This is a genomic window from Neopoerus faecalis, from assembly GCF_029218125.1.
Lineage (GTDB): Bacteria > Bacillota > Clostridia > Oscillospirales > Oscillospiraceae > Oscillibacter > Oscillibacter faecalis_A.
This window is the reverse complement of the sequence record NZ_JARFXX010000004.1, coordinates 213,704-226,503: the sequence shown is the minus strand read 5'-3', so window position 1 is coordinate 226,503 and position 12,800 is coordinate 213,704. Positions and strand designations below refer to the sequence as shown.

11 protein-coding genes are annotated in these 12,800 nt (G+C 58.1%); 8 read left to right on the top strand and 3 right to left on the bottom strand.

Annotated features, from left to right (window positions below):
• Positions 1-9: 9 nt before the first annotated feature.
• Complete coding sequence (locus PY311_RS06920) at positions 10-522, bottom strand: nitroreductase family protein (protein WP_286147928.1); 513 nt, start codon at positions 520-522, stop codon at positions 10-12.
• A 21-nt stretch (positions 523-543) separates the two neighbouring features.
• The gene (locus PY311_RS06915; RefSeq protein WP_286147927.1) at positions 544-1,620 is read right to left on the bottom strand and encodes an NAD/NADP-dependent octopine/nopaline dehydrogenase family protein; all 1,077 of its coding nucleotides are present in this window, start codon (positions 1,618-1,620) and stop codon (positions 544-546) included.
• 289 nt (positions 1,621-1,909) lie between these two features.
• Here PY311_RS06915 and PY311_RS06910 point away from each other — a divergent pair, with 289 nt between their 5' ends.
• From PY311_RS06910 to PY311_RS06880, 7 genes are all read left to right on the top strand, one after another.
• The gene (locus PY311_RS06910) at positions 1,910-2,848 is read left to right on the top strand and encodes a LysR family transcriptional regulator (protein ID WP_286147926.1); all 939 of its coding nucleotides are present in this window, start codon (positions 1,910-1,912) and stop codon (positions 2,846-2,848) included.
• Positions 2,849-2,949: 101 nt separating this feature from the next.
• Complete coding sequence (locus tag PY311_RS06905; protein ID WP_286147925.1) at positions 2,950-4,281, top strand: MATE family efflux transporter; 1,332 nt, start codon at positions 2,950-2,952, stop codon at positions 4,279-4,281.
• A gap of 12 nt (positions 4,282-4,293) precedes the next feature.
• Complete coding sequence (locus PY311_RS06900) at positions 4,294-4,719, top strand: MarR family winged helix-turn-helix transcriptional regulator (protein WP_286147924.1); 426 nt, start codon at positions 4,294-4,296, stop codon at positions 4,717-4,719.
• Between the two features lie 117 nt (positions 4,720-4,836).
• The gene (locus PY311_RS06895) at positions 4,837-5,850 is read left to right on the top strand and encodes an XdhC family protein (RefSeq protein ID WP_286147922.1); all 1,014 of its coding nucleotides are present in this window, start codon (positions 4,837-4,839) and stop codon (positions 5,848-5,850) included.
• 3 nt (positions 5,851-5,853) lie between these two features.
• Positions 5,854-6,651 carry a selenium-dependent molybdenum cofactor biosynthesis protein YqeB gene (yqeB, locus tag PY311_RS06890; protein ID WP_286147921.1) on the top strand — a complete coding sequence of 266 codons (798 nt, stop codon included), beginning with the start codon at positions 5,854-5,856 and terminating at the stop codon, positions 6,649-6,651.
• 249 nt (positions 6,652-6,900) lie between these two features.
• The gene (locus PY311_RS06885) at positions 6,901-8,421 is read left to right on the top strand and encodes a carbon starvation CstA family protein (protein ID WP_286147920.1); all 1,521 of its coding nucleotides are present in this window, start codon (positions 6,901-6,903) and stop codon (positions 8,419-8,421) included.
• A gap of 156 nt (positions 8,422-8,577) precedes the next feature.
• Positions 8,578-9,579, top strand: a complete 1,002-nt coding sequence (locus PY311_RS06880) for an ATPase P (RefSeq protein ID WP_286147919.1) — start codon at positions 8,578-8,580, stop codon at positions 9,577-9,579.
• A 34-nt stretch (positions 9,580-9,613) separates the two neighbouring features.
• Here PY311_RS06880 and PY311_RS06875 read toward each other — a convergent pair whose 3' ends face one another.
• The gene (locus tag PY311_RS06875) at positions 9,614-10,144 is read right to left on the bottom strand and encodes a M48 family metallopeptidase (RefSeq protein ID WP_286147918.1); all 531 of its coding nucleotides are present in this window, start codon (positions 10,142-10,144) and stop codon (positions 9,614-9,616) included.
• 128 nt (positions 10,145-10,272) lie between these two features.
• Between PY311_RS06875 and PY311_RS06870 the strand changes: the two genes are divergently transcribed.
• Positions 10,273-12,705: a phosphoketolase family protein gene (locus PY311_RS06870; RefSeq protein ID WP_286147917.1), complete on the top strand. Its 2,433-nt coding sequence runs from the start codon at positions 10,273-10,275 to the stop codon at positions 12,703-12,705.
• The last annotated feature ends 95 nt before the right edge of the window (positions 12,706-12,800 follow it).

Below are 12,800 nucleotides of genomic sequence, written 5' to 3'. Positions count from 1 at the left end.
GATCTTTCCTTAAAAATGATCGTAGCTGACGATCTCCTCCAGCGCCTTTTTCTGCTTGCGGGAGCTGTCATCATCGCCGTAGCCCATCGCAATCATGGACACCACCCGCATTTCCTCGGGGATACCCAGAACGCGCTTCACCGCGTCCTCCTCAAATGCGCAGACAATGCAGGTATCCAGTCCCTGCTCCGCTGCTTCCAGCAGCGCAAAGCCGGTGGCCAGAGACATATCCACCACGTAGCCATACTGGCCGCAGGGCATCACAAAGTCCAGCGCGCCGGTGGCGCAGAACACCAGAACGGCGCCCGCCTCCTCCACCATGGGCTGGGTCTGACCCTGCTCCCGAAGCTGCTTTTTCACAGCCTCGTCCTGCACGGCGATAACGCGGATATTCTGGTCATTGTGGCGGGAGGGTGTCAGCCGCACAGACTCCAAAACAGCCTGCAGCTTTTCAGCCTCTACCTTGCGGGGCAGGTACTTCCGCACGCTTCTGCGGGCCTGCATCGCTTCCATGACATTCATACTCGTTCTCCCTCTCCCGTCTCAGCGGACCATTTCCTGGATCTCGGCGGCAGTCTTGCCGGAAAGGCCCAGCTTCTCAGCCGTGCGGCCCTCCGTCCAGAAGTCACGGCCGCAGATGGCGCTGGCGAGGTTCACGAAGGAGTCCATCATCGGCGTGGCAATGCCGAGAGAGTGACCCACGGAGGCCAGAGGCACCAGACCGCTCATGGTATCCTCCACGATAAAGCGGTGCTTGGTAGTGGTGGGGTTCCGCAACGCTCTATAGGAATCGATGCTTTGAATCAGGTCATACAGATTGTCCTTCTTCTCCAGCTTGTAGGTCTTGGTCAGCATGGAAATCAGATCCAGCGCGTCAACGCCCAGTGCACGGCACACGGCTACCCGCTCCTTATCGCAGGCGGTGATGATATCGGCAATATGGGGGGTAATACCCTCCATGTAATAATCGTAGCTCTCGCCCAAGTCCATCTTATTGATGTTCATGAGGCTGGGAATGGGGTGCAACATGGCACCGGCGCCCTCAAAGCCGGTTTCCAGCACGTTGGCGGCAGGATTCAGGCAGGGGAAGATGGGACCCAGTACCTCCAGCAGCTTCGTCACATCACCGGCAGGCAGCGTTGCCACGGGGACATGAACCTTCAGACCGGTGTGCAGGATGTTGCCGATCTCATAGCTCCGGCAGCCGTACATCAGGTCACCAGCCTCGGCAATGATCAGTTCCTTGCCGCAGCCGTTCTCACCGCGCAGCACATTGGCAATCTCCAGTGCGCCGCCGCAGTGGCCGGGGTTCAACATCACGATCTGGCCATCTTTCAGATAGGGCTTGATCTGCGCAGCAATGCTGCCGTGAGCGTCCGTGGTAGAAACGATCATCACCACGTCCACATCCGTCATGACCTCCTCGATGCTGTCGGTGATGACAGCAGGCTTGGCCTCGCACTCGATGACGCCGGTGACCTTAATGGTATCCAGCTCCTGAAGACGGTGAATCTTCTCCTTATCAATATCATACAGTCTGGTGGTATAGCCCTTGTCGGTCAAAATGGCGGCCATACTCTGTCCGCCAGCGCCGGCACCGATGATCGCAAACTTCAACATCACGTTTACCCTCCTGTTTGATTTTCGCATCTGTCTCTTAGCTTGATTTTGTCAAAGGTATGCGATATAATATTTGTATCTTACCACATTTTTGTCAAAAGCGGATATATGCGAAAATTGTCACTACTTATGACAATTTGATATGGGTGCGCTGACAGGCACACAATCCACCGGACGGTTGTTTTTTGACGCTGCTCGGCGCTGCTTTCCGCACAGGTGCCCGGCTTGCCGGGCAGGTGTTTTTCCGCGCGCATTTTTGGAAGTTTGAGACAGGGGGAAAGCGTTCCAAATGACATTTCTTCAGCTTACATTCGCGGTGGAGGTCGCAAACAGCACCTCCATCAACAAGGCCGCCGAGCGGCTCTATACGTCCCAGAGCAACATCAGCAACAGCATCAAGGCTCTGGAGGACGAGCTCGGCATCAAAATCTTTGACCGCACGAAAAAGGGTATCTCCGTCACGGAGCCCGGCCGGGAATTTCTCAGCTACGCCCGGGAGATTCTGGACAAGATGGACTTTGTGGAGGACCTTTATAAAAAGAGCCGCTTCCGGCAGGAATATTTCAGTGTTTCCTCCATGCGCTCCTATTTTCTCAGCTATCCCATCACCCGCCTGTGGCCCGAAATCGAAAAGGGCTACAACGGACACCGCATTTATGTCCGGCTGAAGAAGCAGTCCTTCAACGATGTCATGGACGATGTGCAGTATGGCCACTCCGACCTTGGCATCGTGTTCCTGACCCGTGCTCACCAGCAACGGGTGCAGCGGCTGTGCAGCGCAAAGGCGCTGGAATATCACGAGCTGGGTGAGAGCCACATCAGCCTTGTCATGCGGGAGGACCACCCCATTCACGATACCGCCGACCCGGAGGAGCGCCTCGCCCACATCGCGGATTACCCTTATGTTGTTTCCGAGGTCTCTGAGAGCTTCGGCCGCTTTTATGACGATTCCTCCCCCTCCATCCACCATCTTTTCGAGGAGCCGCCCAAATGCGTGATCTCCATCAATGACAGTGCCGGCAGTCAGGACATTGTGGCAAACAGCAACAGCTTTTTCATCAGCTCTACCGTCTGGCAGCACCCACAGCATTATGACTTCACCTCCATTCCGCTGGAGGAAAATGATGACAACATTCTGACACATTATTATATACTGCGGAAGGGCGCCCACCATCCCCTGACAGAGCTGTATATCGAGGAGCTGAAAAAAATGTTCGGCAAGCTCTGAGTCCCCGCTGCTCGCTGCACAAAATTTTAACTTGACTCATGTCCGAAATCGTACTATACTCCGTTGGTACGATTTCGGACATTATTTTTAAGGAGCCAAGCATGAACATTCAATTATCCGAGCATTTTACCTACAGCAAGCTGCTGAAATTCACACTCCCCTCCATGGTCATGATGGTATTTACCTCTATTTATGGCGTGGTGGACGGTGTATTCGTTTCCAATTATGTGGGCTCTGACTCCTTCGCCGCTGTGAACCTCATCATGCCGTTTCTGATGATCTTAGGCGCGGTGGGCTTTATGCTGGGCAGCGGCGGCAGCGCACTGGTGTCCTATACGCTGGGAACCGGCGACAGCAAACGGGCCAATGAGATTTTTTCCCTGCTGATCTACGTGCTCATCGGGCTGGGTGCGGTATTTACCGTCGGCGGCATTTTGTTTTTAGCGCCCATGTCCCGCTTTCTGGGCGCGGATGAGACCATGCTTCCCATCTGTGTCAGCTATGGGCGCATCGTTCTCTCCGCAATGATTCCCTTTATGCTGCAAAGCACGTTCCAGAGCTTTCTTGTCACGGCGGAGCGGCCCAATCTGGGGCTTTACGTCACCGTGGCCGCCGGTGTTGCCAACATGGTACTGGACACACTGTTCATCGCCGTTTTCAAGTGGGGCGTCATCGGCGCCGCGCTGGCCACCGCTATCAGTCAGTGGATCGGCGGCGTGGTCCCCCTGCTGTATTTCGCCCTTCCCAATAAAAGTAAGCTCCACCTGTGCCGCACCCAATTCGACCTGCGTTCTTTGATAAAGGCCAGCACCAACGGCGCTTCGGAGTTTATGACGAACATCTCCATGTCCATCGTCACCATGCTCTATAACTGGCAGCTCATGCGCCTGATGGGTGCGGACGGTGTAGCGGTCTACGGCGTCATCATGTATGTGAACTTCATCTTCGCGGCCATTTTCCTCGGCTACTCCATGGGAAGCGCCCCCATTGTAGGCTATCACTACGGTGCCGGAAATCAGGACGAGCTGCGGGGCCTGCTGCGAAAAAGCCTGCGGCTCATCGCCCTTATGAGCGTGGTGCTGACCGCCGCCGCGCTGCTGCTGGCAAGACCGCTGTCCATGATCTTTGTGTCCTATGACGCGGTGCTGCTGGCCGTGACTGTCCGGGCATTTTCCATCTATTCCTTCTCCTTCCTGCTGTGCGGCTACAATATTTACGCTTCCTCCTTCTTCACCGCCCTGAATGACGGCTTTACCTCCGCCCTCATCTCCTTTGCCCGGACGCTGATCTTCGAGGTATCCGCTGTTTTGCTGCTGCCGCTGGTCCTCGGCACGGACGGTGTGTGGAGCGCTGTGATCGTAGCGGAGCTCGCAGCGCTGGTGCTCTCCGCCACCTGCCTCGTGCGGAAGCGGAAAAAGTACGGCTACGCATAAGGAGGAACCACCATGAAAAATATGTTCCAGCAGATCAACCAGCTTGACCGGCAGATCGGCAGTATCTACCATGAGGCCGCTTTGAAAATGGGATTTTCCGACAGTGAGCTCTGGATTTTGTACGCGCTCTCCGTCAGCGCCGCCGGCTGCCGCCAGACGGAGCTGTGTCAATCCACCGGCATGACAAAAACCACCGTCAATTCCGCGCTGAAAAAAATGGAGGAAGCCGGTGTACTCTACCGGGCTCCCGGCAGTGGCCGCAATACACTGGTATTTCTCACAGAGCAGGGCGCCGCGCTGGCGGAGCGGACGGTGTGCCGCCTCATCAAAGCCGAAAACGAGATTTATGAGGGCTGGACGCCGGAGGAACAGTCCGTATTTCTGCGGCTGAACCGTGATTTTATGGAAAAGCTGGACGCTTGGGCCAAAACGCTCTGAGCCACCCCCGCCGTACAGGCACTGTGCGGCGGGGATTTTCGTATCTGCTTGCATTTTCGTGTATCGTTTGTTATTCTTTTCTCAGAATATCGAATGAAAGCACAGGGAGGGAACACCATGCAGACGATCATGCGCCAGCTTCTTTATAGCATTGCGGCGGGGGCGGATACCGTTCTGGTGACCATCGCCGCACAGACAGGCTCCGCCCCGCGGGGCGTGGGCAGCCAAATGCTGGTAGGGCCGCAGGGGCGGCTCTGCGGCACAATCGGCGGTGGCCGGGTGGAGCTTTGCTCCGAAGAAACCGCCATGGAACTGTTGACCCGGCACAGCTCCGCTCTGCGGCACTTCGGTCTGGACCTGACTCAAAGTCCGGACAGCCTGAGCATGGCCTGCGGCGGCGCGGTCACGGTGCTGTTCCAATTTATCCCCGGCGGCGACGCCCTGTGGCAAAGGCTGGCGGAAACGGTGCTGGCACGGCTGGAACACGCCCGCCCCGGCTGGCTGGTGCTGCGGGCGGAGGGCTCCGCCCCCGCTCTGCTGGACGAGCAGGGTACGCCGCTGGTGGGTGCCTTTGCAAGCGCTCATCTCCCCATCCGCCCCGCCGTATTGACTGATGGTGTCCTCTGCCTCCCCCTGCCTGTTGGGGAGCGGGTGGTGATTTTCGGCGCGGGCCACATTGCCCGGGCGCTGGTTCCCTTGCTGCGGACCGTTAATTTCCGGCCCGTGGTCTTTGATGACCGGCCGAACTATGCAGATGCCGCCGCGTTCCCGGCGGCTGAGGCCGTTATCTGCGGCGATTTCCGAAATATTGAAGCCTCCCTGCCCCTTTTCGCCGGGGATTACACCGCCGTGATGACCAGCGGCCACCTCCATGATTTAGAGGTGGAGGCCCAGCTCTTACAGCGGGATCTGGCCTATGTGGGCGTCATCGGCTCCCGCTCCAAAATCGCCGTGGTCAGCCAACGTCTGCGGGAGCTGGGAATCTCAGAGGAGGCGATTGCCTCTGTCCACACCCCCATCGGCACCGCTATCCGTGCGGAAACGCCGGAGGAGATTGCTGTCAGCATTGCTGGTGAGCTGATTTATGTGCGGGCCATCCGCCGGGACGCCGCTGGGCAGAAGGGAGTTTAGGTCATGCCGCTTATTATCATCCGCGGCGCGGGGGATATTGCCTCCGGCATCGCGCTGCGGCTCCACCGGTCAGGCTATTCCATCATCATGACGGACCTCCCTGCTCCCACCTCTATCCGCCGGACCGTCTGCTTTTCCGAGGCGCTGCGGCTGGGCCTCTGCACCGTGGAGGATGTCACCGCCGTTCGGGCCGACGGGACTGAAAATGCTTTGTCCCTTGCGGAGCGGGGGCAGATCGCCGTTCTGGCAGACCCGGAGGGCAGGTGTATTCATCAACTGCGTCCCGCCGCTGTGGTGGACGCCATTCTCGCGAAGCGGAATTTAGGCACTGCTATCACGGACGCCCCGGTGGTCATCGGCATCGGCCCCGGCTTCACCGTCGGCGTTGACTGCCACGCCGCCGTGGAAACCATGCGGGGCCACACGCTGGGGCGAACGCTGTACAGCGGCAGTCCGCTGCCCAACACCGGCATTCCCGGCGAGATCGGCGGCAAAAGCGCCCAGCGGGTACTCCGGGCACCGGCGGCAGGTGTCTTTACACCCTGCATGGAAATTGGACAGTTGGTCCGGGCCAGAGACATCGCCGCCACCGTAAACGGTGTTCCCATGGTCTGCACCATCGATGGCTGCCTCCGGGGATTGCTGCAGGCGGGACTGGAGGTATTCCCCGGCATGAAATGCGGCGATGTGGACCCCCGGGGACAGGCCGCCAACTGCACCACCGCCTCGGATAAGGCGCTGGCCGTGGGCGGCGGCGTGCTGGAGGCGCTGCTGCATTTCCGCTGTTCGCCGACACTGTAGGGCATTTTGTGCGCTTGCCGCGTCCTCTTTGTCCGATTTTACTGACTGCATCTTTTCTCAACATTGCTTCTATTAATATCTCGGAATTATATTGCCTTTTTTGACAAAATTCTAAAGAATTTTTTAGTTTTATTGACGATTGACCTTTTCATTTTATATGGTAATATATTGGCCGAAAGTGAATGTAAACGTTTTTATACTCATTTTTCGCTCAATAACCGTGTTAAAAAATGGAAGGAGAGTTCAACAATGATCAGTTTTCTCATCTGTCTGGCAATTCTGATCGGCGGCTACTTCATCTACGGCTCTCTGGTGGAGCGGACCTTCGGGCCCGATGACCGCGAGACCCCTGCTGTCAAAATCAATGACGGCGTGGACTACGTGGTTCTTCCCCAGTGGAAGCTGTTTATGATTCAACTGCTGAACATTGCCGGCCTTGGCCCCATCTTTGGTGCCCTTCAGGGCGCTCTGTGGGGGCCCATCGTGTTTTTGTGGATTACGTTCGGCACCATCTTCGCCGGCGGTGTTCACGATTACTTCTCCGGCATGATGAGTGAGCGCAACAGCGGTGCCTCTATCTCTGAGATCGCCGGCATTTATCTGGGCGGCTTCATGAAGAACGTCATGCGCGTGTTCAGCGTGGTGCTGCTTATCATGGTGGGCACCGTGTTCGCTGTCGGCCCCGCCGGCCTTATCGTGACCCTGTTCAAAAACAGCGGCGCCTCCGGCATTGTCACTACCACCTTGTTCTGGCTGATTCTCGTGCTGGTGTACTACTTTATCGCCACATTCCTGTCTATCGATAAGATCATCGGCAAAATCTATCCCCTGTTCGGCATCTGCCTGATCATCATGGCTGTGGGCGTTGCCATCGGCATCTTTGTCAAGCCTGAGTACACCATTCCCGAAATTTGGAACAACTTCCGCTCCATGCATCCCTCCGGCACTCCGGTGTGGAGCTTTATGTTCATCACCGTGGCCTGCGGCGCAATTTCCGGTTTCCACGCCACCCAGAGCCCTCTGATGGCCCGCTGCATGAAAAGTGAGAAGCAGGGCCACTTCGTGTTCTACGGTGCCATGGTGTGCGAGGGCATTATCGCTTTGATTTGGGCCGCTGCCGGCTGCGCGCTGTATGAGGTCACTGGCGGCCTGAACACCGGCCTTGCCGCTGCCCTTGCCAACGGTCAGTCTGCCGCTATCTACGATGTCTGCTCCAAGACCATGGGCGGCATCGGCATTGCCCTTGCTATGCTGGGCGTTATCGCCTGCCCCATCACCTCCGGCGATACGGCTTTCCGTTCCGCCCGTCTGGTGCTGGCCGACTGGTTCCATGTGGAGCAGAAGTCCATGGTGGGCCGCCTGAAACTCTGCATCCCTGTGCTGGGCGTCGGTGCCATCCTCGGTATCGGCAACGCGCTGGGTGCCATCGACTATACCGTTATCTGGCGTTACTTCAGTTGGACGAACCAGACCCTTGCCATGATCGTGCTGTGGGCCGCTTCCATGTATCTGTTCTACGATAAGAAGAACTACTGGATCACCGCTGTCCCCGCAACGTTCATGAGCGCTGTGTCCGTGACATACTTCCTGCTGGGCAATGAGTGCCTCGGCCAGTTCCTCAACACCAAGACCGCAGACGGTGCCATTGTGTACAACACCGCTGTGGCCTACCCCATCGGTGTTCTGGTGGCTGCCCTGTTCCTTGGCATCTTCCTGTACAGCATCAAGAAGCGGGATGTGAAGCCCCAGTATGAGACACTGGGCAAGTAAGCTCCTTTTGTAACTGAAAAGCGGCGGAAAGACTCTCTCCTTTCCGCCGCTTTTGGCAATTTAACGTGGAAAGGATCATACGGCAATCCGCCTGATGCTTTCTGCGCTGAATCGACCTTAATTTCCATTTTAATTTTTCAATACGGAGGTACCCCTATGGCACTCACCCCTGTACAGCTCGGCACCGCCGCCATCGCAAAGGATACTATAAAGGCGGACAAGGCAGCCTGCAAGCCCTTCGGCCCCTGCGGCGTTGGGAAAGCGGCGCTGTATATCGGCACATATTTTATCGACCGCTATTATTATATCGCGCTGGACTCCGTGCAGCGGGTGTTCAAGCGGGTGGCCATGAGCCGCGGCGGCTTCAGCGGCCACGGCGTATTCGGTGCCATCCCCTATCTGGTGGTGCAGTATGACAACGGCTCCGAAAAGCAGTGTGCCTTCAAGCACGAGGAGGATGTGGATGCCCTGCTTGGCTATATGGCGCAGGTGCGCCCCAGTATCCCCATCCACAGTGAGGAGGCGGAACGGCGTCTTGCGGAAAAGGCTCGTGAGGAGGAGGCACGCTACCTCAAGGAGCTGACGCCGCAGGCGCAGTCCGCCCGGGAAGCGCTGGAGGATGCCAAAACCTTTTTGGCTGGTTATCCCCAGCTGACCGGCCGCTTGTCCGCCTCCGCCCGTGCGCTGCGAATCAATCAGCATACCAATCCGGCCCATAAGTGGATCGCGCTGGCCATCGTGCTGGCCGGTCTCATTGCCGCGATTTACGGAATTCTCGCATGGCGGCGGCACGAGGGCTTCGGGATGTACTTTACGCTGCTGGGCCTTGCGGTGGTCTTCCTGTTCTCCGGCACACAGGTCATCCCCACCATGAAAAATAACCGCCGCGCCGTGACGCGGGCATGGGCGGACGCCCAGAATGCGCTGGCAAATGTTCTGCCGGAACGCTTCCCCCTCCCGGCCCGGTACGCCCACCCCATTGTCCTTGACCGTATGATTCGCGTCCTGCGGGAAGGCCGCGCCCAAAGCGCGGACGAGGCGTTATCCGTGGTCAAGACCGATTTGAAGGCCCTGACCTCCGATGTGCAGGTCTCGCAGGAGGAATACGATGAGGTGGTGGCTGTCAAGCCCATGTTCCTTGTCAGCGATTATCAGTAAGAAAAGCGCGGAGGTCAATGACCTCTGCGCTTTTTTATACCAGCAGCCTTTTCCGTTCCCGCCAATCCGGGAGATACCGCTCCAGCAGCGCGTAAAAGCGCGGCCCGTGGTTCATTTCCTGGATATGGCACAACTCATGGACCACCACAAGGTCAACGGCCTCCATGGGGCTTCGCATGAGGTAACATGAAAAGCATAGACTATGCTTGCTGCTGCAGCTTCCATACCGCTTTTTCGCTGTGGTGATTTTGATACCGGCGGGCCGTACGCCCATGACCGTACTCCAATAGGCCACGCGCTCCGGCAGCACCGCCCAGGCCGCCGCCTTCAGTGCTTCGGTCTCCTCCGGTGTGGGCTCCGGCAGGGCTGGCGATGCCCGGAGCTTTTCCAAGTGCTTTTCGATCCAGTCCTCATGAGCGGCCACAAAGCGGTCGATTTCCCGCTTGGCAAGGCGCATGGGGGCGCGGACCAGCAGCGTCCCATCCTTTTTCAGCTCCAGCGCCAGCGTTTTGCGGCGGGAGCGCAGCAATCCATACTCTCTCATAAGTGCAGTATAGCACTGCATATTCCTATTTGTAAAGTACGGCTAATTGTAAACATTTTTCGCAAAGCGTCTGTTTTACAAGCATTTATATTGACTTCATCATTGCAAGCAGTATACTAAATTCATAAATCTAAACAGGAGGAGTGTTTATGCCCGCTAAAAAGAAAACCGCGCCGGCCAAGCCCGCCACAAGGACCCGCAGCAGTGCCCGGCTCTCTAAGAAGCCGCCGCTGACCCCGACGCAGCTCAAGCAGATCGATGCCTATTGGCGCGCCGCCAATTATTTGACCGCCTGCCAGCTCTATCTGCTGGACAATCCGCTGCTGGAGCGTCCCCTGACCGCCGCCGATTTGAAGCAGACTATCGTAGGCCACTGGGGCACCTGCCCGGGCCAGAACTTTATTTATACGCACCTTGACCGGGTCATCAAGCGGGACGATCTGGACATGATTTACCTCTCCGGCCCCGGCCACGGCGGCAACGCCATGGTGGCGCAGGACTGGCTGGATGGCAGCTATACGGAGATCTATCCCAACATCACCCGGGACAAGGACGGTATGCGGAAGCTGTTCAAGCGCTTCTCCTTCCCCGGCGGCATCCCCAGCCATGTGGCGCCGGAGACTCCCGGCTCCATCCATGAGGGCGGTGAGCTGGGCTATTCTCTGGCCCACGCTTTCGGCGCCGTGGCGGACAACCCGGACCTCATTGCCGCCTGCGTGGTGGGCGACGGTGAGGCTGAGACCGGCCCGCTGGCAACCTCGTGGCACGGCAATAAATTCATGAACCCCATCACCGACGGTACCGTGCTGCCCATTCTGCACCTCAATGGCTTCAAAATCGCCAATCCCACCATCTTCTCCCGCATGAGCCACGAGGAGGTGGACTGCTTCTTCCGGGGCTGCGGCTGGGAGCCCCGCTTCGTGGAGGGCAGCGATCCCGCCGAAATGCACCAGAAGATGGCCGCCACCGTGGACTGGGCCATCCGTGAAATTCAACGCATTCGTAAGCACGCCCGCTCCACAGGCAACACCAGCCGTCCCCGCTGGCCCATGATCGTCCTGCGGACGCCCAAGGGCTGGACTGGCCCCAAGGAGGTGGACGGTCACATTCTGGAGGGAAGCTGGCGGGCGCATCAGGTTCCCATCTCCATGGGCCCCGACACGGAAAAGCACCTGCCGGAGCTGGAGGCGTGGCTGCGCTCCTATAAGCCGGAGGAGCTGTTCAACCCGGACGGTACCCCTGTAGAGCTCATCACCTCCTTCCCGCCCACCGGCGCCCGCCGCATGGGCGCGAACCCCCATGCCAACGGCGGTCTGCTGCTCCGGGACCTCCGCACACCGGACTTCCGGGATTACGCGGTGGACGTCAAGGCCCCCGGCACCGTGGAGGCACAGGATATGTACGTCCTCGGCACCTATGTCCGGGATGTGATGAAGCTGAACATGGACGCCCGGAACTTCCGCATTTTCGCGCCGGATGAAACGGCCTCTAACCGGCTTCAGGCGGTCTTTGACGTCACCGGCCGGCGGTTCCTTGACCCGCAGCTTCCCAATATTGACGAAAATCTGGACCCGGATGGCCGGGTCATGGACTCCATGCTCTCCGAGCATTTCTGTGAGGGCTTTTTGGAAGGTTATCTGCTGACGGGCCGCCATGGCTTCTTCGACAGCTACGAGGCCTTCATCCGCATTGTGGACTCCATGTTCTCTCAGCACGCCAAGTGGCTGAAAATGTGCAACGAGCTGCCTTGGCGGCAGGACATTGCCTCGCTGAACTATATTCTGGCCTCTAACGTCTGGCAGCAGGACCACAATGGCTTCACCCATCAGGACCCCGGCTTCCTTGACCATGTGGCCAACAAGAAGGCGGATGTGGTGCGGATGTACCTGCCGCCGGATGCCAACTGCCTGCTCAGCTGCTTTGACCACTGCATCAAGAGCCGGAACTATGTAAACGTCATCGTGGCCAGTAAGCATCCCCGTCCCCAGTGGCTCACCATGGATCAGGCGGTGAAGCACTGCACGCAGGGTATCGGCATCTGGGAATGGGCCTCCAATGACGCGGGCTGCGAGCCGGATGTGGTCATGGCCTGCTGCGGCGATACGCCCACGCTGGAAACGCTGGCCGCTGTCAGCATTCTGCGCCGGGAGCTGCCGGAGCTGAAGATTCGGGTGGTAAACGTGGTGGACCTGATGAAGCTCCAGCCCCACACAGAGCATCCCCACGGCCTGACAGACGAATCCTATGACGGGCTGTTCACCAAGGATAAGCCCATCATCTTCGCCTATCACGGCTATCCCACCCTGATTCATGAACTGACCTACCGCCGCCACAACAAAAATCTCCATGTCCGGGGTTATAAGGAGGAGGGCACCATCACCACGCCCTTTGATATGCGCGTCCTGAACAATATTGACCGCTTTGACCTTGTCATCGACACCGTGCGCCGCCTGCCCCAGCTTGGCAACCGTGGCGCCTACCTCGTGCAGAAAATGTACGATAAGCTGGTGGAGCACCGCCAGTACATTCGGGACAACGGCGTGGACCTGCCGGAGATTCGCAGCTGGAAGTGGGATGGCTAAGCTCCCCTCCGGTTTTACCGAACAACCTCATCGCCGGGAGCCGCAAAGCGGCTCCCGGCTTTTTCGCGCTCGGCTTCGCTTTCCAAAAAAATTGA

Bases quoted from the DNA above. Each gene is read 5' to 3' on its own strand.
- PY311_RS06920 (WP_286147928.1), bottom strand. From the start codon at position 522: ATGAATGTCATGGAAGCGATGCAGGCCCGCAGAAGCGTGCGGAAGTAC.
- PY311_RS06915 (WP_286147927.1), bottom strand. From the start codon at position 1,620: ATGTTGAAGTTTGCGATCATCGGTGCCGGCGCTGGCGGACAGAGTATG.
- PY311_RS06910 (WP_286147926.1), top strand. From the start codon at position 1,910: ATGACATTTCTTCAGCTTACATTCGCGGTGGAGGTCGCAAACAGCACC.
- PY311_RS06905 (WP_286147925.1), top strand. From the start codon at position 2,950: ATGAACATTCAATTATCCGAGCATTTTACCTACAGCAAGCTGCTGAAA.
- PY311_RS06900 (WP_286147924.1), top strand. From the start codon at position 4,294: ATGAAAAATATGTTCCAGCAGATCAACCAGCTTGACCGGCAGATCGGC.
- PY311_RS06895 (WP_286147922.1), top strand. From the start codon at position 4,837: ATGCAGACGATCATGCGCCAGCTTCTTTATAGCATTGCGGCGGGGGCG.
- yqeB (WP_286147921.1), top strand. From the start codon at position 5,854: ATGCCGCTTATTATCATCCGCGGCGCGGGGGATATTGCCTCCGGCATC.
- PY311_RS06885 (WP_286147920.1), top strand. From the start codon at position 6,901: ATGATCAGTTTTCTCATCTGTCTGGCAATTCTGATCGGCGGCTACTTC.
- PY311_RS06880 (WP_286147919.1), top strand. From the start codon at position 8,578: ATGGCACTCACCCCTGTACAGCTCGGCACCGCCGCCATCGCAAAGGAT.
- PY311_RS06875 (WP_286147918.1), bottom strand. From the start codon at position 10,144: ATGCAGTGCTATACTGCACTTATGAGAGAGTATGGATTGCTGCGCTCC.
- PY311_RS06870 (WP_286147917.1), top strand. From the start codon at position 10,273: ATGCCCGCTAAAAAGAAAACCGCGCCGGCCAAGCCCGCCACAAGGACC.